Here is a 17,441-nt window from a genome sequence, read left to right on the forward strand (position 1 = left end):
GCAAACGTTGCAACAAAGTCGCGCACGCATCGCAATGGCCCTCAATTTTTTTCACTGTGGGCCGTTAAACAGACTGTTCAAGTAACGTGGCGGCATGTCTGCGGTGTCGCTCTTCAGGATGACGCATGTCCAGCAATCTCTTAAACATCGGCCTCAGCGGACTCAATGCAGCCCAGTGGGGTTTGACGACGACCGGCGAGAACATCAGCAACGCGTCGACGCCTGGCTATTCGATCGAGACGCCGGTCTATGCGGAAACCGGCGGCAGCTACACCGGTTCGGGCTATCTGCCGTCGGGCGTGTCGACGACCACCGTGCAGCGCCAATACAGCCAGTACCTCGCGACCCAGCTGAACAACGCGCAATCGTCGAGCAGCGCGCTGTCCACCTATAACACGATGATCACGCAGCTGAACAACCTGGTCGGCAGTCCGACTGCGGGGATCGCGAGCGCTATCACCGGTTACTTCACGGGCTTGCAGAACGTCGCCAACGGCGCGTCCAGCGTCTCGACGCGCCAGACGGCGATGAGCGATGCGCAGACACTCGCGAACCAGATCAACGCCGCCGGCGAGCAGTACGACCAGTTGCGCTCGAGCGTCAACACCCAACTGAGCAACGCGGTCACTCAGATCAACAGCTATACGCAACAGATCGCCCAGTTGAACACGCAGATCACCGCGGCGAGCAGCCAGGGCCAGCCGCCGAACCAACTGCTCGACCAGCGCGATCTGGCGGTATCGAACCTGTCGCAACTGATCGGCGTGTCGGTCGTGCAGAACAACGGCGGCTATAGCGTGTTCATGTCCAATGGCCAGCCGCTCGTGTCCGCCGGCAACAGCTTCAATCTCGGCACGGCGACGTCCGCCAGCGACCCGAGCGAACTATCGGTCCAGTATCTCGGCCAGGCCGGCGCGAAGCCGGCGCCGACGCCGCAGACGTTGTCCGACACCAACGTTGCCGGCGGCACGCTCGGCGGCCTGCTGCAGTTCCGTTCGCAGACGCTCGACCCGGCGCAAGCGCAGCTCGGCGCCATCGCCACCAGTTTCGCCGCGCAGGTGAACGCGCAGAACGAACTCGGCATCACGCTGAACGGCACCGCGGGCGGCGCGCTGTTCACGGTCGGTTCGCCGACGGTGTATGCGAATGGGCAGAACACCGGCAACGCGTCGCTCTCCGTGTCGTTTGCCGACGCAACGCAGCCGACCACCAGCGATTACACGCTGTCGTACAACGGCACCGCCTACACGCTGACCGACAACGCGACCGGCAGCATCGTGGGTTCGGCGACGAACCTCACCAACCCGATCGGCGGGCTGCAGTTCTCAGCCACCGGCACGATGAAGGCCGGCGACTCGTTCTCGGTCGAACCGACGCGCGGCGCGCTGAACGGCTTCGCTTTGACGACCACGTCGCCGTCGGCGATCGCGGCCGCCTCGCCGGTGCTGGCGTCGGCCTCCGCGTCGAACACCGGCAGCGCGGCGATCACCCAGGGCGCCGTCACGGCGGGCTACAGCGCGCCGACCACGGCCTCGACCATCACCTACACCGCGGGCACGGGCCTGACGGGTTTCCCGTTGAATTCGGTGGTGACGGTGGCCGGCACGCCGCCCACTTCGTACACGATCACCTCGGCGACGACCGCCGTGCCGTACTCGCCCAGTTCGGGCGCGACGCTGACGATCGACAACCCGACCAACTCGACCGCTGCCGGCAGCATGAACGCCGTGACGGTCACGCTCAGCGGCACGCCTGCGGACGGCGACACGTTCTCGATCGGTCCGAACACCGGCGCGACCAACGACGGCCGCAACGCGCAACTGCTGTCGAACCTGACCACCTCGAAGGTGATGTCGGGCGGCACGTCCACGCTGACGAGCGCGTACGCGTCCTACGTGAACGACATCGGCAATCAGGCGAGCCAAGTGCAGACGTCGAGCACCGCGCAGGCCTCCCTCGTCACACAGATCACCGCCGCGCAGCAGTCCGTGTCAGGTGTCAATATCAATGAGGAAGCAGCTAACCTGCTTCAGTATCAGCAGCTCTATCAGGCCAACAGCAAGGTCATCCAGACCGCGCAGACCCTGTTCCAGACGTTGCTCGGCATCTTCTCGTAAGGCGTTGAACCATGCGTATCTCCAGCTCGCAATACTTCAGCATGAACGTCGAGACAATGAGCAACCAGCAGGCTCAGTTGTCCCAGATCTACCAGGAAATCTCGAGCGGCATCAGCCTGAACACGGCGGCCGACAATCCGCTCGGTGCGGCCCAGGCGGTGCAGTTGAGTTCGACGGCGACGGCGCTGTCGCAATACACGACCAACCAGAGCGCCGCGCTGTCGTCGCTGCAGGCCGAGGACTCGACGCTCAGCGGTGTGCTCAGCACGCTGCAAAGCGTGAACACGCAAGTGCTCAGAGCGGGCGACGGTGGGCTGAACGATTCGAACCGCAGCGCCATTGCCGCCGAGCTGACAACCCTGCGCGACCAGTTGCTGACCTACGCCAACGCGACCGACGGCGCGGGCAATTCGCTGTTCTCCGGATTTCAGAACAGCACGCAGGCATTTACGACCGACCCGAGCGGCAACGTCGTCTATTCGGGCGATACCGGCACGCGCACCGTGCAGGTCACCGACAGTAACCAGGTGGCGACGGGCGACAACGGGCTTACCGTGTTCATGAGCGTCGGCGCGGTCAATGCGGAGCCGGTCGCCGGCGGCAGTTCGACCAACCAGGGCACCGGCGTGATCGGCTCGGTGACGGTCAACGATCCGACCAACGCAGCGAACGCGGACGCGTATCAGATCCAGTTCACCGGCAGCGGCGCGTCGCAGACCTATACCATCACGGACACGACCACCGGCGTCGCAGGCACGCCGCAAGCCTATACCGATGGAGCCAACATCACGATGGGCGGTCAGACTGTCGCGATCACCGGCACACCGGCCGACGGTGACACCTTTACGGTCAAGACGGCCAAGCAGGCTGGCACGGACGTGTTCGCCAACATCAACGCGATGATCGCCGCACTGCAACAGCCGGTGGCGGGGAATACTGCGGCGACCGCGAACCTGCAGAACGCGCTGAACACTGGCCTCACGCAGTTGTCCAACACGCTGAGCAACGTGACGGCGGTGCAGGCGTCCGTGGGCGGGCGCGAGCAGGAGGTGAAGGCGCTGCAAACCGTCACGCAGACCAACTCGCTGCAAACGCAAAGCAACCTCGCGGACCTGACCCAGACCGACATGGTGGCGACGATCAGCAAGTACACGATGCAGCAGGCGGCGTTGCAGGCTTCGCAGCAAGCGTTCGTGCAAATCCAGAACATGTCGCTGTTCCAGTACATCAACAACTGATGCACGAACGCGACAGAAAAAAAACCGGCGCGAGCCGGTTTTTTTATGCCGTGAATTCCGGCGCGAAGGGTCTGCCGAGCCGCGGCGTTATCGCAAGCCCGCCGCGACCCGCCCCATCTCGTCGATGCCGCCGTCGAACAGCCGCACGAAGAACGGGATCATATTGGGCAGCATCAGTTGCACCAGCAGCAGACCAACCAGCATCGTGAGCGGAAAGCCGATCTGGAACACGCCGATCTGCGGTGCGGCGCGATTGAGAATGCCGAGCGCGAGGTTGGCGATCAGCAGCGCCACCACCACCGGCAGCGACAGCAGCAAGCCCGCCGCGAAGATCGAGCCGCCCCAGTTGGCGAGCGTCTGCCAGCCGTGCGGCGCGAGCAGGTTCGCCGATACCGGCACCGACTGGAACGTCGTCACCAGCGCGGCCAGCATCTGCAAGTGGCCGTCGACGGAAAGAAACACCAGCATCGCGATGGTCGTCATGTAGCGCGAGATCACCACGCCCGAGCCGGTCGCCTGTGCGTCGAAGAAGGTCGCGAAGCCGAGGCCCATGCCGAGGCCGATGAAGTAGCCGGTGGCGTCGATCGCCTGGAAGACGACCTGCATCGTCACGCCGAGCGCGATGCCGATCAGGAACTGGTTGACGAGCACCCACACGCCGGCCGCCGAAAACACCGTGACTTGCGGCATGGCGCCGATCGTCGGCGCGACAATGATGGTGGTGAAAGCGGCAAGGCCGATCTTCACACGGGCAGGCATCGACACGTTGCTGAACACCGGCGCGGTGGCGATCAGCGCGGCGATCCGCGCGAACGGCCAGAGGAACGCGGTCAGCCAGCCGTTCAGTTGAGCGTAAGTGACCGTGAACATGGCGAGGGAAGTGGCGGCGCGCCGCTCAGTTGACGAGCGTCGGAATACTGGTGAGCGTGTGACGCAGATAGTCGAGCATCGTCGTCAGCATCCACGGGCCGGCGATCACCATCGTGACGGCGATCGCAAGCAGCTTCGGAATGAACGAGAGCGTCGATTCGTTGATCTGCGTGGCCGCCTGGAACAGACTCACCACCAGGCCGACGACCAGCGCGACCAGCAGGAGCGGGGCGGCCAACAGCAGGCCGACATACATCGCCTGGTGGGCCAGCGTCATGACTGCTTCAGGTGTCATGGTGAGTGCGCCAAAAAATGCGGGTTAAACGAAACTCTGCGCGAGCGAGCCGAGCAGCAACTGCCAGCCGTCGACCAGTACGAACAGCATCAGCTTGAACGGCAGCGAGATGGTGGCGGGCGACACCATCATCATCCCCATCGACATCAGCACGCTCGCCACCACCATGTCGATGATGAGGAACGGGATGAAGATCGTGAAGCCGATCGTGAAGCCGGTCTTCAGTTCGCTGGTCACGAACGAGGGCACGAGGAGCGACAGCGGCACGTCTTCCGGACCCTGCATCGGCGCCGCGTGCGAGATGCGCGCGAATAGCGCGAGATCGCTTTCGCGGGTCTGGCGCAGCATGAACGTCTTGAACGGCGCGACGCCGCGCGAGACCGCCTGGTCCATCGAGATCGTGCCGTCGGAAAACGGCTTGTAGCCCTCACTGTAGGCCTTGTCGAGCACCGGCGACATCACGAACAGTGTGAGGAACAGCGCGAGACCGACCAGCACCTGATTCGGCGGCGTGGTAGTCGTGCCGAGCGCCTGACGCAGCAGCGACAACACGATGATGATGCGCGTGAAGCTCGTCATCATCAACACCATCGCCGGGAGGAACGACAGCATCGTGAGCAGCAGCATCGTCTGCACGCTCAGCGAGTAGGTGGTGCCGCCGTTCGGACCGGGGCTCGTGTTGAACGCCGGCAGGCCGGCGGTTTGCGCGAACGACAGCGTCGGCAGCGCGAGCATCAGCGCGGGCACGACGAGGGGCAGCGCCAGTGGCGCGACACGGCGCAACACTTTGAGTGCGGCTTGCGCCGGGGCAGGGCGTGCGTCACGCAGCGACGAAACGCTGACTTGCATGGAACTGAACTGCATTACCGATCCCCGCCGCCGTGCGCGTTGAAACGTTTGCCTACTTCACCCTTCAAAGCGTCGCGAAAGCGTTGAGCGAAGGTGCCCGGCAGCGGTGCGCGAGCAGCGCCGTTTTGCGGGGCCGTAACGGCGACGCTATCGGGCGTGGCGGAGCCCGCTGGCATCGTATGCAGGAGACGCACGTTGCCGGGCGCCGCGCCGAGCACGAGCCACGTGTCGCCGATCTCGACGACCGCGACGCGCTCCTTGCCGCCGAGCGACGCACCGCCGACGGTCTTCACGAGCCCGCCGCGCTGGCCCGGCTGCAGGCCGAAGCGGCGCGCAAGCCACGCGCAACCGAACACCAGACCGATCACGACCAGCAGGCCGACGATCGTTTGCAATACCGCGCCGACGCCGAGCGCCGGAACGGACGAGCCGGCGCCGACACCCGAAGCGATGTTCGCGGCGTTGTTGACCGCGTTCATGTCGGCGGCATGCGCCGATAGGGGCACGGCGAGCGCCGCCGTGGCGACCACGCCGGCGCGAAGCAGGGCTTCCCGCGAAGCGTTCAGCACGGCGCGTGCGGTCAAGCGTTTCATCGATTCAACTTCCGGATGCGTTCGGACGGCGTGATGATGTCGGTCAAACGGATGCCGAACTTGTCGTTCACGACCACCACTTCACCCTGAGCGATCAGGCAGCCGTTGACCAGCACGTCCATCGGTTCGCCGGCGAGGCCGTCCAGCTCCACCACCGAGCCCTGCGCGAGTTGCAACAGGTTGCGGATCGCGATCTTGGTGCGACCGAGTTCGACGGTCATCTGGACCGGAATGTCCAGGATCATGTCGATGTCGTTGCGTGTCGAGGTCGGCTCGACTTTCGAGAGCGGCTGGAACACGCCGGCCGTCGTCGCGCTGACTTCGCTGTTGTCGTTCTGCTCGGCCAGCGCGCTGGCCCAGTCGGCCATCGCGTCATCGTCCTCGGCCGCGCCGGCGGCCAGTTGCGGCTCGCCGGCAGCCAGTTCGGCCTCGGGCTTTGCGTTCAGGTCACTCATATCCACCTTCCTTCATCGTGTCGGCTGCGCTGATCATTTTCTGGACCCGCAACGCGTACTGACCATTGAAAATTCCGTAGCCGCATTCCATCACCGGCACGCCATCGACTTTCGCCGTGATGCGCTCGGGGATGTTGATCGGCAGAACATCGCCTTTGCGCATGTTCAGGATCTGTTCGAACGTAACCGGCACCTGCGCGAGGTCGGCGCTCAGCTCCACTTCCGCCGCCTGCACCTGCTGCGACAGCACGCGCACCCAGCGGCGGTCGATGTCCATCGCTTCGCCCTGAATCGGCGAAGAGAGGACGTCGCGGATCGGCTCGATCATCGAATACGGCATGCAGATGTGCAGCGTGCCGCCCGTCGTGCCGAACTCGATCGAGAACTGCGTGACGATCACGATTTCATTCGGCGTGGCGACGTTGGCGAACTGCGTGTGCATTTCCGAGCGCACATATTCGAACTGCAGCGGCCGCACGCTTTTCCACGACGCCGCGTAGTGCTCGAACGTCAGATTGAGCAGCTTCATGATGATGCGCTGCTCGGTCTGCGTGAAGTCGCGCCCTTCGACGCGGGTATGGAAGCGTCCATCGCCGCCGAACAGGTTGTCGACCACGAAGAACACGAGGTTCGGGTCGAACACGAACAGCGACGTGCCGCGCAACGGCTTCACGTGGACCAGGTTCAGGTTGGTCGGGATCGGCAGGTTGCGGGTGAATTCGCTGTACTTCTGCACCTTCACCGGACCGACGGAGATTTCCGCCGAACGCCGCATGAAGTTGAAAATCCCGACGCGCAACAGACGCGCGAAACGGTCGTTGATGATTTCGAGGCCGGGCATCCGGCCGCGAACGATGCGTTCCTGCGTCGCGATGTTGTACGGGCGTACGCCCGAGCGGTCGCTTTGCTCGGCTTCCGAGTCGGACTCGCCGGTGACGCCCTTGAGGAGGGCATCGACCTCCTCCTGGGACATGAACTCTTCGTGGCCCATTGCTTATTCCTCGTGCGTCCCGTGGCGGTTGATGGTGGCGGCGCTAGATAACGTCACTGAGCGTCACTGCACGACGAATTCGGTGAACAGCACGTCCTGCACGTGGATCGGCGCGGCGCCCTTTTCGGTCGGCTGCGCGATCAGCGTCTGGAGCTCTTCGGCCAGCGCGCGCTTGCCTTCCAGCGGCGCGAGATCGTCGGGGTGCTTGTTCGAGAGCGCGAGCAGGATGTGGCTGCGCACTTCCGGCATGTGCTCGGTGAGCTGCTGCTGGGAGGCGGCGTCGCCGAGCCGGAGCGTGAGGCCGATGCGCAGGAAGTGCTGCTGGCCGTCGTCCGATTGCAGGTTGACCGTCATCGATTCGAGCGGGAAGAACAGCGGCGCCGCGGTCGGCGACGGCGCGGCTTCCGCTGAGGTCGCGGCCGGCGCGCGTTTGGACATGAAGAACCACACACCCGCGCCGGCTGCGCCCGCGGCGACGATCGCAATGAGGGCGATCAGGATGATGCGCTTCAACGGGCCCGGGGAGGCGGGCGCGGCTTGCTGGTTTGCGGTCGTGGATGCCATGTGGTTTGCTTTGCGTGCCTTTAGTGCTGGTGAGGGTGATTGTTGTTGATTTGGGCTTGGATCGATGGGTCGAAAAGAAGGGGGATTGCGGGCTATCTCTGGTTTTTGGGTTGTTTTTTGGGTTGACGTGTTTGGCTGTTGGCCTTCGGTGTTGGCCTTTCCTTGATGTCGCGGTGGTCTATTGGCGTTGCCCCTGTGCGGGGCGGCACTTACTTTCTTTGCCGCCGCAAAGAAAGTAAGCAAAGAAAGCGGCTTCACACCGCTAATTCTTAAGCGGGTCCCCTGGCTTGGAGGGGGCAGTGGTCCATCTGGAATCAGTGCCCCCGCACATTCAGCCCCAGTGACAAGGCAGTCATTCTTCCGGCGGCGCTTCGCGCGCCGTCGCGGTAGTTCATCGAACCAGTGGAGCGCTCAGGGGCGCTCGAATCGAGAAGTCTTTGAGGGTTGCTTTCAGGTCCCGACTTGCGTGCGCGCAATTGCCGCAGGTCGCATGCGAAGGCCGCTCCGCGGCCAAGCGTCAGGCGTCAGGCGTCAGGCGTCAGGCGTCAGGCGTCAGGCGTCAGGCGTCCGGCGTCCGGCGTCAGGCGAATGTATCGACCAGCCCAACCTTGCGCTTCACCGTGACGTTGGCCACCGTGTCTATCGCGTCCGATGTACCGCCGCCAAACGATCCGCCGCCGCTGCCGGATTTGCCGCCCGTGCGGCCCGAATCGGCGTTCTGTTGCTGGCCGCCGCTCTGGCGCGCGAAGCCGTCGCTGACGCTCGCACTGCCCAGCCCGATGCCGTTCGATTCCATCGCCTCGCGCAGTTTCGGCAACGCCGCCTCGACCGCCTCACGTACCGACTGGTGCTGCGAAACGAACAGCGCATGCGCGTGGTTGTCGGCGACCTGCAAGACGACTTGCAGCGGGCCGAGATCCTTCGGGTTCAACGTCAGTTCGGCACTCTGCGAATGCGCGTTCGACAGGAACACCACCTTCTGGCTCAGCGCATCTTCCCAGTCGGTCGTGCCGACCTGCGGCGCCAGTGCGTTCGCCGCTTCCGCCGCGCTCGCGGTGCCTGTGCTTTGGGCGGCGGCCGTCGTCGCGGCGCTCGCCGCGGCTTGCGTGGCGGCCAGGGCCGCAGTCGCCGCGTCGGCCGCGCTCTTGAAGGACGACAGGTTGTCGGTCTGAGCGCCGGCGGCCGTTGCTGTCAGCGTGTCGACCGCCGATCTCGCTGCGGCCGCCGGGTCGGCCAGCGTCGTCGGCGCAGCCGTCGCCGTCGCGGCGCCCTTCGATGCGTTCGATCCCTTGCCCACGCCGAACAGCCCGCTTGCGAGCGACTTGCCGTCCGCCGAGCCGCTCAGCCCGCCGTTCGCGCTCGCCAGTCCGTTGGCCGCCGCCGCGGCGTTCGCTGCCGCGCCGCTCGCCAGCGCCTGGGCCGGCACCGCGCCCTGGCCGCTCGCCAGTGCGGCGAGCGCCGCCTGCAATGCGTCCTGGAGCGACTTCGGATCGGTTGCGGTGGTTTTCTTGCCCGCCGCCAAGCCGGGTGTCGTGGTGGTGGCCGTGCCCGTCGGCGCGGTCGCGGCGTCGGCCAAGGCCGTGGCGGGATCGGCGGTCGTCGTGGCGCTGTTCGCGTCCGCCTGGGCTTGCGCCTGAGCTTGAGCGGCGGCCGCCGCCGCGGCCGCGCCCGCATCGGCCGGTGTCGTGTTGTTGCCGGACTTTGCCGGCGTCGTCGGGGTTTTGCCGTTTGACGCCTGCTGCGCGTGATCCGGAGATGTCGTGGATGAAGCCGCGTTCGTCGAGCTGTCGCTGTTGCTGCTGCTCTGCGCGTCGTTTGCCTGTTGCGTGGCGGAATCGGCCGGCGGCGCGTCGTGCACGCTCGACGAAGCCGCCGACGATGACGAAGCCTGCTGCTGGCTCGCGCTCTGCGCGGCCGCGTTGCTCTGCTGGTCGATGCTTTGCTGCAAGGTTTGCGAGAACGGGTTGGCGCTCGCCGCGGCGGCCATCGCCGCGCTGGTCGACGAGTTGCCGGCGGAGCCGAGCAGCGAACCGATTTGTGAGCCGATCTGTGAAAGAAGCGACATAAGGAATCCTGTCAATCTGTCATACGGGTGGTCGGTGAGACGAGGCGACGCTCGCCTCCCTCAGATGCCTTCGGCGCGCATGCGCAGAATCCGCGCGGCGAATTCGTCGGCGTCGCGCTGTTCGCGCCGCGCGACGGTTTTTGCTTCGGCTGCTTCGCCGCGCGCCTGCAGCACTTCGTAGGAGCCGAGCTTCTGCTTCTGGCGCTGCCAGTCGGGCTTCGCCGCTTCGACACGGGCGGCGGCCGTCGCGAGCAGATTGCGCTGCTGGTCGATGGCGGCGTCGAGCGTGTCGATGAACGCCTGGAAGTTGCGCATGTTGCCGGCGGGCATGCCGCTCTGGGCGGTCGTCGTGAAGCGCGAGTGGTATTCATCGCGGTACTGCACGAGCGCATCGAGCTGCGCCTCGACGTCGTTGCGCTCGCGCTGCGCGCGGCCCAGACGCTGCGCGGCGGCGTCCACATCGTCCTGCGCGAGGCCGATGAGCGTCTTGATCGGAAAGTGTTTCGCCATCGTCAGCCTCCTTGGGCAAACAGTGCGTCCAGCATCTCGACGCTGGGTTCAAAGTTTGCGCATTCGCGAAAACCTTGCTGCAAAAATGCTTCCATCCGCGGATACAGCGCGATTGCGCGATCGAGCACAGCGTCGCGCCCGCTCGAATACGCGCCGACGTTGATCAGATCGCGGTTGCGCTGATAGCGCGACAGCATCTGCTTGAACATACGCGTCTTGTTCAGATGGTTATCGTCGATCAGCGCGGTCATTGCCCGGCTAATCGACGCTTCGATGTCGATCGCCGGATAATGGCCGGCCTCGGCGAGCGAGCGCGACAGCACGATGTGACCGTCGAGAATCGCTCGCGCGGAGTCGGCGATCGGGTCCTGCTGGTCGTCGCCTTCGGTCAGCACGGTGTAGAACGCGGTGATCGAACCGCCGCCCGCCGGGCCGTTGCCGGTCCGCTCGACGAGCGCCGGCAGCTTGGCGAACACCGAAGGCGGATAGCCCTTGGTGGCGGGCGGCTCGCCCACGGCCAGCGCGATTTCGCGCTGCGCCATCGCGTAGCGTGTCAGCGAGTCCATGAGCAGCAGCACGTGCTTGCCCTGGTCGCGGAAATATTCGGCGAGTGAAGTGGAATACGACGCGGCCTGCATCCGCAACAGCGGCGAGACGTCGGCGGGCGCCGCGATGACCACGGAGCGCGCGAGACCTTCCTCGCCCAGAATCTGCTCGATGAATTCCTTCACTTCGCGACCGCGTTCGCCGATCAGGCCGATTACGATCACCTCGGCGCTGGTGTAGCGCGCCATGGTGCCGAGCAGGACCGATTTACCGACGCCCGAACCGGCAAAGAGCCCCATGCGCTGACCACGGCCGACGGTCAGCAGCGCGTTGATCGCGCGCACGCCGACGTCGAGCACCTTGTGAATCGGCTCGCGGTTCAGCGGATTGATGACCGGCGCGGACAGCGGCGCGTCGGCCTGCGCACCGAGCGGGCCGAGTCCGTCGAGCGGACGGCCCGACGCGTCCAGCACTCGGCCGAGCAATTCCCAGCCGACCGGCAGGCGTTTCGCGCCCGCCATCGGGTCGGCGATCGGCGCGCTTTCGAGCGGATAGACGCGTGCGCCGGGCAGCAGGCCGATTACTTCGGTGGTCGGCATCAGAAACAGTTTGTCGCCGGAGAAGCCGACGACTTCGGCTTCGGCCATCGGCAGCGAACTGCCGGGCGGCAGTTCGATCATCACCTCGGCGCCGACCGACAGGCGCAGGCCGACCGCTTCGAGCACGAGGCCGGCGGCGCGCGTCAATCGTCCGCAGGCGCGCAGCGGCTTCGCGATCGCATTGCGCGCGCGCAGTGCGTCGAGGCGGCCTCGCCAGGCTTGCATGTGCGGGTTGCTGTCGAGCGCGGGGTCGTAGGCTGCGTGGATGGCGGCAGCGGAGGCAGCGCCTGGAGCGGCGGAATCACGGCTCGCGGCGGCGCCCGTCGCCGGATGCGCGTGAGCCGGATCGCGCAAGGCCGCTTCGATCGCGGCAACCGCGGCCGCGGCGGACGCCACCGAAGAGGTCGCCGCGGGCATGACCCCATCCGCCGCATCCACATCCGCAAGCGCTTCGGCGCCGAACGACGCCAGCGCCAGTTCGCGTTCGAGCGGCGTCAGGTCGCTGGCGCGAATCTCTTCGAGGGTCGGCTTCACCATGTGCTCACCTTGCCGAGCGCGGCCGCGACACGTTCCCAGCGCGTGTCGATGCCGGCATCCACTTCGCCGGTGCCGGCCTGGGCGCGGCAGCCGCCGCGTTCCACCGACGCATCCGTGCGCACCGTCCAGCCGCGCGTTTGCAACTCTTCCATCAGATAGGCCTCGACGACCGGCAGATCGGCGGGACTCACGATCAGGGCCGGCGCGCCGACCAGCGCGGGTTCGGTGGCCAGCACCTCACGCGCGGCGGCGATCAGCGCGGTCGGGTCGTGCTGCACGTGCTGGCGCACCACCTGCTGCGCGATGTCCAGCGCCAGCGCGACCAGCGTTTCGGAGATCGCGCTCTGGGCGCCGTCGAGCGCCGTCTTGAAGGTTGCCGCCAATGCGGCGAGCTGCGCCGCTTCTTCGCGCGCTTCGCTCTGGCCCTGCTCGAAACCCTGCGCATGACCCTGGTCGTAACCGGCCTGGTAGCCGAGCGCCTGGCCGGCCACGTGGCCGGACGCGATGCCCTGCGCGTGCGCGGCGTCGCGCAGGCGTTCCAGTTCGGCTTCGAACGCGGCGCCGTCGTCGACCTCGGGCTCGGGCGGCGGCGCCGGCGGCACCGGATCGAACGAGGCCATCTCCCAGCGCTGGTAGGCCGAGAGGCTTGCCTTCGCCGAGGAGTTCTGATCAGACATATGCATCTTCCGCCTTGCCGCCTAGCACGATCTGACCGCTCTCGGCCAGATTGCGCACGATCTGCAGGATGCGGCGCTGTTGCGTTTCGACTTCGGAGACCCGTACCGGACCGCGTGCATCGAGGTCTTCGGCGAGCAGTTCGGCCGCGCGTTGCGACATGTTCGACAGGAACTTCTGGCGCAGCGCGGGCGGCGCGCCCTTCAGCGAGATGATCAGCGCCTCGGACTCGACTTCCTTCAGCAGCAGCTGGATCGCGCGGTCTTCCAGATCGAGCAGGTTCTCGAACACGAACATCTGATCGATGATCTTCTGCGCAAGTTCCGCGTCGTATTGGCGGACGTTCTCGATGACGCCTTCCTCGTGGTTGCTCGACATGAAGTTGAGAATCTCGGCCGCCGTGCGGATGCCGCCCATCGGGCTGCGCTTGAGGTTGTCGCTGCCGGACAGCAGGCCCGTCAGCACGTCGTCGAGTTCGCGCAATGCGGCCGGCTGGATGCCGTCTAGCGTGGCGATGCGCAGCAGCACGTCGTTGCGCAGCCGCTCGGTGAAGCAGGCGACGATTTCCGACGCCTGATCGCGGTCCAGGTGCACGAGGATGGTCGCGATGATCTGCGGATGCTCGTTCTTGATCAACTCGGCGACCGCCGCGGAATCCATCCACTTCAGGCCTTCGATGCCGCTGGTGTCGCTGCCTTGCAGGATGCGGTCGATGATCGCGCCGGCCTTGTCGTCGCCGAGCGCCTTGGTCAGTACCGAACGGATGTACTCGTTCGAATCGAGCGACATGCCGGTGTGCTGCTCCGCTTCCTTCACGAACTCCTGCAGGACTTCGTCGACCTGCTCGCGGGTCACGTTCTTCAGCGCGGCCATCGCGACGCCGATCTTCTGGACTTCGCGCGGCCCGAGGAACTTGAACACCTGCGCGGCTTCTTCCTCGCCGATCGACATCAGCAGCAGCGCGCTTTTCACTACGCCTTCAGCGCTCATCGGACACCCAATTTTTCACGACGGTTGCAACGATCTTCGGATCCTGGCGCGCGATGCTGCGTGCGAATTCCAGGTTCCGTTCGTATTTGTGTTTCGCGTTTTCGAGCGCGAGCGTTTCGCTGTCGGTCTCGATCTCGACCACGGCGCCATCGCGCTCCGCAGCCGGAATGCCGTCCAGCAGGACCGGCTCGTCCGGCGAGGCCAGCGCGGCCACGGCGACCGGTTCCGGCGGCGGGAAAGCGCGGCGCAGCGCGGGTTTGACCATCACGAAGTAGAGGAACAGGGCCACCGCGCCGATGCCGAGATAGGTCGCGATCTGCTTGTAGAGCGCCAGCATGTCCGGCGTGCGCCACCACGGCAGGTTCGCATTCGGATCGATGTCGGCGGTGAACGCGCTGTTGACCACGTTGACCGAGTCGCCGCGTGCCGCGTCGAAGCCCATCGCGTCCTTCACCAGTTGCGTGACTTGCGCGAGCTTGTCGGCGGTGACCGGCTGCATGGTCACATTGCCCTTCGCGTCGGCGACCCGCAGGTAGTTCACCACCACCGCCACCGACAGACGCCGGATGCCGCCCATCGGCCGGTCGACGTGGCTCACGGTCTTGTCGAGCTCGTAGTTGGTGGTCGAATCCTTGCGGTCGCTGACCGGCGTGGTCGTGACGCCGCTCGCGCCATTGCCCGCCGTGATCGGCGCGGAGGCAGGTTGCGGCGGCTGGTTCGACAGCGCGCCGGGCACGCCCGAAGCGCCGCCTTGCGACATTTCGGTGGCGCTGCTCGACTGCTGGCTGCGGATCGCCGCCTGCTGCGGGTTGCCGTTCGGGCCGTAGTTTTCCGAAGTTTGTTCGCTGTGCGAGAAGTCGATGTCGGCGCTGACCTGCGAGTGCGCGTTGCCCGCGCCGAACAGCGGCGCGAGGATCGCGTTGATGCGCTGCTGCGTGTTGCGCTCGATCTGCTGGCGGTACTTCAGCTGCGTCGCGTCGAGTCCGCTGCCGGTGCTCGGCTGCGTCAGCAGATTGCCGTCCTGGTCGAGAATCGTCACGCCATGCACCGGCATTTCCGGCACCGCCGACGACACCATGTGCGTAATCGCGACCACCTGGCCTTCGTCGAGCACGCGGCCCGGATAGAGGTTCACCAGCACGGCCGCCGACGGCGCTTCCTTGTCGCGCACGAATACCGAGGGCTTCGGAATCGCCAGATGCACGCGCGCGGACTTCACCGTCGAAATCGATTCGATCGTGCGTTCCAGCTCGCCCTCCAGCGCGCGCTGATAGTTGATCTGCTCGTCGAACTGGCTGATGCCGAACTTCTGGTTGTCCATCAGCTCGAAGCCGACCGAGCCGCTCTTGGGCAGGCCTTGCGAGGCGAGCCGCAGACGCATCTCGTGCACCTGCTCGGCCGGCACGAGGATCGCGCCGCCATTGTCGGAGATCTTGTACGGAATGTTGGCCTGCTGGAGCGCGGCGATGATCGAACCGCCGTCGCGGTCGGACAGATTGCTGAACAGCACCTTGTAGTCCGGCGCGCGCGACCACAGGAAGAGGCCCACGACGATCGCGACCAGCAGTGCGACCGCGAAGATCAGCGGGGCGCGCGGGTTGCCGCGCATCTGCGCGAGGCCCGACAGACGCTGGGTGAAGTTGCCGCCCATGCCGCCCAAGTTGCCGCCGAGCCCGCCCAGGTCGGCGCCGGCCTGGCCGGCGCCGACCGCGCCGGTGCCGGGCTGCGCGCCGGCCAGCCCCATGCGGGCGTCGGGGTTGATCAAAGAGTTGGCTGACGAATCCATGCGTCGAGTATCTCCGGGATGCCTTTGCGTTCTGCCGCCTGAGCGCGCCGAGGGTCGGCAGGCGTACGGACAGAGACTTTCACCCTTGAAATTATCCGCAGCGCCGCTCAACCCGATTGCTTGAATAGAGCGGGGTTTCCCCTCTACTTTCGGGCCTGTTGCGACGGGGGCGCTTGCTATGCTTCGGTTCAGATCGGTACGGCTGTGCAGGTGCGGCTATAACCGCCGGTCCTTCATTCAACGGAGAGAACATGACCATGCCCGTGAACGCGCTCTCGTCGGCGCTGCAACAGATGCAGGCGATGGCGGCGCAGGCGGCCGGCGGCACCACCCCGGCGGCCGAGCAGTCCGGCGCGGCGACCACCGGCGGCTTCGCGTCGGCGCTGAAGGCGTCGCTCGACAAGATCAGCAACGACCAGAAAACCGCGATCGGCGAATCGCAGGCGTTCGAACTGGGCTCGTCGAACGTGTCGCTGAACGACGTCATGGTCGACATGCAGAAGGCCAACGTCGGCTTCCAGTTCGGGCTGCAGGTGCGCAACAAGCTGGTTTCCGCCTACAACGACATCGCGCAGATGGCGGTCTGAGCGAGCCGCCCGCGGCCTCGCTCGCCTGAACCTGCTCGAGCCTGCTTGAGCTTGCACGACTGCCGGCCGCGCCGCCCGCGACGGCGGCGCACTCGCTCGCGTTCGCGCCTTCGCGGGCGTGGCGCAGTCGCTGCGGCCCGCATGCGGCCGGCGTGGTTCGTCACGGACACTGACGAATCCTGTCGATATGGCGTCGGCTCATGCGCGATGCGCCCCTTAATCCTCCTTACATCGGCCTAAAGCTTTGTCGTTGCGTATCCGATAACCCGGATACAGGGCAACTTCGGGCGCTGCGACGCTCCGAACGGCCATGCCACGACCAAACCGCAGTCTGTATGAGAAGAGGAGCGCCGATGTTTTCCCAAGGACACGCTGGAGCCAATGCGTATGCACGCGTGGGTGTCGAGACAAGTGTGATGGGCGCAAGTCCGCATCGTCTGATCGTGTTGCTGTACCAGGGTGCAAGGCAGGCGATCGCGCAGGCGCGGATGCATTTGCAGCAAGGCAATGTGGCCGAGCGTGGCATGGCGATCAGCAAAGCGATTCGCATTATCGAAAGCGGGCTGCAGCAGTCGCTCAACCTTGAGGTGGGCGGCGAGATTGCAGAGCGGCTGAACGCGCTGTACAGCTACATGGCGCGCCGGCTGCTCGAAGCCAATATCAAACAGAGCGAGACGATGCTAGTCGAAGTCGACGGCCTGCTGGCGACGCTCGAAGAAGCATGGATCGGCATTGCCCCGGAGATCGCGCGGATGGCAGCCCAGCCGGCCGCGGAAAGCATGAGATGACATCGAACGCAGAATATTTTGCCCGCTACGAGGCGATCGCAGCGATTTCCTGCCGCATGCTGACGGCTGCCCGGCGCGCACTGTGGAACGACCTGGTCCATTTGCAGGAGGAGTACCGGCATCTGGTGGAAGCGTTGAAGGAGGCCGACTCCGATGTGAAGCTCGACGAAGCCGAGCGCCTGCGTAAATACGCGCTGATCCGCCAGATTCTCGCGGACGACGCCGCCATCCGGGATCTGGCGAATCCGCGCATGGCCAACCTGTCGGCGCTGTTCGCCGGACGGCCGACGCGCGTGCTTAAGGAACTGTACGGCGTGCGCTGAGCCGGCGTGCGTACGCCGCGTGTCCGGATCGCGGAGCCAGACCGGACTGATTTGAGATTGAGC

Annotated in this window: 18 protein-coding genes; 5 read left to right on the forward strand and 13 right to left on the reverse strand. The window is 65.6% G+C overall.

The window, feature by feature from the left end; translation table 11 throughout:
• The first annotated feature begins 125 nt into the window (after positions 1-125).
• Together flgK and flgL are read left to right on the forward strand one after the other, a co-directional pair.
• Positions 126-2,117, forward strand: coding sequence for a flagellar hook-associated protein FlgK (gene flgK, locus HV770_RS28930; RefSeq protein WP_175164978.1), 1,992 nt, complete (start codon positions 126-128; stop codon positions 2,115-2,117).
• A gap of 11 nt (positions 2,118-2,128) precedes the next feature.
• Positions 2,129-3,355, forward strand: a complete 1,227-nt coding sequence (gene flgL / locus HV770_RS28935; RefSeq protein ID WP_175164979.1) for a flagellar hook-associated protein FlgL — start codon at positions 2,129-2,131, stop codon at positions 3,353-3,355.
• A gap of 87 nt (positions 3,356-3,442) precedes the next feature.
• On the opposite strand, the gene fliR is transcribed toward flgL, so the two are convergent.
• The 13 genes from fliR to fliF form a co-directional block, all read right to left on the reverse strand.
• Complete coding sequence (gene fliR / locus HV770_RS28940; protein WP_121315993.1) at positions 3,443-4,225, reverse strand: flagellar biosynthetic protein FliR; 783 nt, start codon at positions 4,223-4,225, stop codon at positions 3,443-3,445.
• Between the two features lie 25 nt (positions 4,226-4,250).
• Positions 4,251-4,520 (reverse strand): flagellar biosynthesis protein FliQ, encoded by a 270-nt coding sequence (fliQ, locus tag HV770_RS28945; RefSeq protein WP_121315992.1) that lies wholly within the window; start codon positions 4,518-4,520, stop codon positions 4,251-4,253.
• 24 nt (positions 4,521-4,544) lie between these two features.
• Entirely contained in the window at positions 4,545-5,369 is an 825-nt protein-coding gene (gene fliP / locus HV770_RS28950) for a flagellar type III secretion system pore protein FliP (protein WP_175164980.1), read from the reverse strand.
• A 14-nt stretch (positions 5,370-5,383) separates the two neighbouring features.
• Complete coding sequence (gene fliO, locus HV770_RS28955) at positions 5,384-5,962, reverse strand: flagellar biosynthetic protein FliO (protein WP_175164981.1); 579 nt, start codon at positions 5,960-5,962, stop codon at positions 5,384-5,386.
• Positions 5,959-6,417, reverse strand: coding sequence for a flagellar motor switch protein FliN (gene fliN, locus HV770_RS28960; RefSeq protein ID WP_175164982.1), 459 nt, complete (start codon positions 6,415-6,417; stop codon positions 5,959-5,961). The genes fliO and fliN overlap by 4 nt, the downstream gene beginning before the upstream one ends.
• On the reverse strand, positions 6,410-7,408 hold the full coding sequence (gene fliM / locus HV770_RS28965; protein WP_175164983.1) for a flagellar motor switch protein FliM: 999 nt from the start codon (positions 7,406-7,408) through the stop codon (positions 6,410-6,412). The genes fliN and fliM overlap by 8 nt, the downstream gene beginning before the upstream one ends.
• A 63-nt stretch (positions 7,409-7,471) precedes the next feature.
• Complete coding sequence (gene fliL / locus HV770_RS28970; protein ID WP_175164984.1) at positions 7,472-7,972, reverse strand: flagellar basal body-associated protein FliL; 501 nt, start codon at positions 7,970-7,972, stop codon at positions 7,472-7,474.
• A gap of 580 nt (positions 7,973-8,552) precedes the next feature.
• A complete protein-coding gene (locus HV770_RS28975) occupies positions 8,553-10,037 on the reverse strand; it encodes a flagellar hook-length control protein FliK (protein ID WP_175164985.1) in 1,485 nt (494 codons plus the stop codon).
• A 60-nt stretch (positions 10,038-10,097) separates the two neighbouring features.
• Positions 10,098-10,547 carry a flagellar export protein FliJ gene (fliJ, locus tag HV770_RS28980; protein ID WP_175164986.1) on the reverse strand — a complete coding sequence of 150 codons (450 nt, stop codon included), beginning with the start codon at positions 10,545-10,547 and terminating at the stop codon, positions 10,098-10,100.
• A 2-nt stretch (positions 10,548-10,549) separates the two neighbouring features.
• Entirely contained in the window at positions 10,550-12,229 is a 1,680-nt protein-coding gene (gene fliI / locus HV770_RS28985) for a flagellar protein export ATPase FliI (RefSeq protein WP_175164987.1), read from the reverse strand.
• On the reverse strand, positions 12,223-12,912 hold the full coding sequence (fliH, locus tag HV770_RS28990; protein ID WP_175164988.1) for a flagellar assembly protein FliH: 690 nt from the start codon (positions 12,910-12,912) through the stop codon (positions 12,223-12,225). Before fliH ends, fliI begins: the two co-directional genes overlap by 7 nt.
• The gene (gene fliG / locus HV770_RS28995) at positions 12,899-13,894 is read right to left on the reverse strand and encodes a flagellar motor switch protein FliG (RefSeq protein WP_121315983.1); all 996 of its coding nucleotides are present in this window, start codon (positions 13,892-13,894) and stop codon (positions 12,899-12,901) included. Before fliG ends, fliH begins: the two co-directional genes overlap by 14 nt.
• Positions 13,884-15,680, reverse strand: a complete 1,797-nt coding sequence (gene fliF / locus HV770_RS29000) for a flagellar basal-body MS-ring/collar protein FliF (protein WP_175164989.1) — start codon at positions 15,678-15,680, stop codon at positions 13,884-13,886. Before fliF ends, fliG begins: the two co-directional genes overlap by 11 nt.
• A gap of 251 nt (positions 15,681-15,931) precedes the next feature.
• On the opposite strand from fliF, the gene fliE reads away from it, so the two are divergent.
• The 3 genes from fliE (at position 15,932) to HV770_RS29015 (ending at position 17,378) form a co-directional block, all read left to right on the forward strand.
• Entirely contained in the window at positions 15,932-16,267 is a 336-nt protein-coding gene (gene fliE / locus HV770_RS29005; protein ID WP_121315981.1) for a flagellar hook-basal body complex protein FliE, read from the forward strand.
• Positions 16,268-16,620: 353 nt separating this feature from the next.
• Entirely contained in the window at positions 16,621-17,055 is a 435-nt protein-coding gene (gene fliS, locus HV770_RS29010) for a flagellar export chaperone FliS (protein ID WP_175164990.1), read from the forward strand.
• On the forward strand, positions 17,052-17,378 hold the full coding sequence (locus tag HV770_RS29015; protein ID WP_175164991.1) for a flagellar protein FliT: 327 nt from the start codon (positions 17,052-17,054) through the stop codon (positions 17,376-17,378). Before fliS ends, HV770_RS29015 begins: the two co-directional genes overlap by 4 nt.
• The last annotated feature ends 63 nt before the right edge of the window (positions 17,379-17,441 follow it).

Source organism: Paraburkholderia fynbosensis (assembly GCF_902859935.1).
Taxonomy (GTDB): Bacteria; Pseudomonadota; Gammaproteobacteria; order Burkholderiales; family Burkholderiaceae; genus Paraburkholderia; species Paraburkholderia fynbosensis.

Bases quoted from the DNA above. Each gene is read 5' to 3' on its own strand.
- fliH (WP_175164988.1), bottom strand. From the start codon at position 12,912: ATGCATATGTCTGATCAGAACTCCTCGGCGAAGGCAAGCCTCTCGGCC.
- fliS (WP_175164990.1), top strand. From the start codon at position 16,621: ATGTTTTCCCAAGGACACGCTGGAGCCAATGCGTATGCACGCGTGGGT.
- fliO (WP_175164981.1), bottom strand. From the start codon at position 5,962: ATGAAACGCTTGACCGCACGCGCCGTGCTGAACGCTTCGCGGGAAGCC.
- fliE (WP_121315981.1), top strand. From the start codon at position 15,932: ATGACCATGCCCGTGAACGCGCTCTCGTCGGCGCTGCAACAGATGCAG.
- fliF (WP_175164989.1), bottom strand. From the start codon at position 15,680: ATGGATTCGTCAGCCAACTCTTTGATCAACCCCGACGCCCGCATGGGG.
- fliQ (WP_121315992.1), bottom strand. From the start codon at position 4,520: ATGACACCTGAAGCAGTCATGACGCTGGCCCACCAGGCGATGTATGTC.
- fliG (WP_121315983.1), bottom strand. From the start codon at position 13,894: ATGAGCGCTGAAGGCGTAGTGAAAAGCGCGCTGCTGCTGATGTCGATC.
- fliL (WP_175164984.1), bottom strand. From the start codon at position 7,972: ATGGCATCCACGACCGCAAACCAGCAAGCCGCGCCCGCCTCCCCGGGC.
- flgL (WP_175164979.1), top strand. From the start codon at position 2,129: ATGCGTATCTCCAGCTCGCAATACTTCAGCATGAACGTCGAGACAATG.
- fliI (WP_175164987.1), bottom strand. From the start codon at position 12,229: ATGGTGAAGCCGACCCTCGAAGAGATTCGCGCCAGCGACCTGACGCCG.
- HV770_RS29015 (WP_175164991.1), top strand. From the start codon at position 17,052: ATGACATCGAACGCAGAATATTTTGCCCGCTACGAGGCGATCGCAGCG.
- flgK (WP_175164978.1), top strand. From the start codon at position 126: ATGTCCAGCAATCTCTTAAACATCGGCCTCAGCGGACTCAATGCAGCC.
- fliJ (WP_175164986.1), bottom strand. From the start codon at position 10,547: ATGGCGAAACACTTTCCGATCAAGACGCTCATCGGCCTCGCGCAGGAC.
- fliN (WP_175164982.1), bottom strand. From the start codon at position 6,417: ATGAGTGACCTGAACGCAAAGCCCGAGGCCGAACTGGCTGCCGGCGAG.
- fliR (WP_121315993.1), bottom strand. From the start codon at position 4,225: ATGTTCACGGTCACTTACGCTCAACTGAACGGCTGGCTGACCGCGTTC.
- fliM (WP_175164983.1), bottom strand. From the start codon at position 7,408: ATGGGCCACGAAGAGTTCATGTCCCAGGAGGAGGTCGATGCCCTCCTC.
- HV770_RS28975 (WP_175164985.1), bottom strand. From the start codon at position 10,037: ATGTCGCTTCTTTCACAGATCGGCTCACAAATCGGTTCGCTGCTCGGC.
- fliP (WP_175164980.1), bottom strand. From the start codon at position 5,369: ATGCAAGTCAGCGTTTCGTCGCTGCGTGACGCACGCCCTGCCCCGGCG.